Source organism: Tenacibaculum sp. 1B UA (genome assembly GCF_033978845.1).
Lineage (GTDB): Bacteria > Bacteroidota > Bacteroidia > Flavobacteriales > Flavobacteriaceae > Polaribacter.
Map to the genome: position 1 here is coordinate 1 of NZ_JAKVUA010000043.1, position 1,012 is coordinate 1,012.

The 1,012-nt window shown below is 39.8% G+C and carries 1 protein-coding gene; it reads left to right on the forward strand.

The features are described 5' to 3' along the window. Window positions 1-920: 920 nt before the first annotated feature. Window positions 921-1,012 (forward strand): SDR family NAD(P)-dependent oxidoreductase (locus MK851_RS15710; protein ID WP_413788395.1); only part of this gene is annotated, 92 nt, incomplete at its 3' end.

Genomic DNA, 1,012 nt, shown 5'->3' on the forward strand with positions numbered 1-1,012 from the left:
CGAAGCTCGCTGAACGTTCCTCAACACAACGAAACCATCAGCGAAGCTCGCTGAACGTTCCTCAACACAACGAAACCATCAGCGAAACTCGCTGAACATTCCTCAACACAACGAAACCGTCAGCGAAGCTCGCTGAGCGTTCCTCAACACAACGAAACCATCAGCGAAGCTCGCTGAACATTCCTCAACACAACGAAACCATCAGCGTGATGCGCTGAACAATCCTCAACGCAACGGAACCATCAGCGTGATGCGCTGAACGTTCCTCAACACAACGGAACCATCAGCGTGATGCGCTGAACGTTCCTCAACACAACGGAACCATCAGCGTGACGCGCTGAACATTCCTCAACACAACGAAACCGTCATTCTGAACGCGAGAGAGGAATCTCACCCAATGAAGTTCCATTTACTCTTTAGAGTCACAAACACTCTACACTACTGTCTGAAGGTTAAGACAACATCTACATAATATAAAAAGTATTGTTGATATTCTTTTTCTTGATAAAAAGAAACAAAAATCAAGACTTACCATAAAATCTTAAGAAAATACTACGACAACTTCCACTGATAAAAAGAATTGTTCGTGTTATCTTTATTTTTTATCAAAGAACTCACGAATCTAACGATTTCGCTATCGCTCAAACAGCTTTTTATCTTACACCCACCACTGCTGTCTTGATTTTTAAAGATTTTCTTGTAGGTCATAATATAAGGCGTTAATATGAAAAGAATAGTAACATCCACAACTAATGCCTTTAATTGTTACTACTCCCCGCTATGATATCTCCTGTCATTTCGAATGCAATGAGAAATCTCACCCAATGAATCTCCAAATAACCTTTAAAATTACAAATACTCAACTATAAGATTTCTCAGTCGTACCTTCTTCGAAATGACAAATTTTGTATTTTTACTCTATGAATATAATCATCATCACCGGAGGAAGTAAAGGAATCGGTAAAGCCTTAGCCGAAAAATACGCACAAGAAAACTACAGAGTGTACTCACT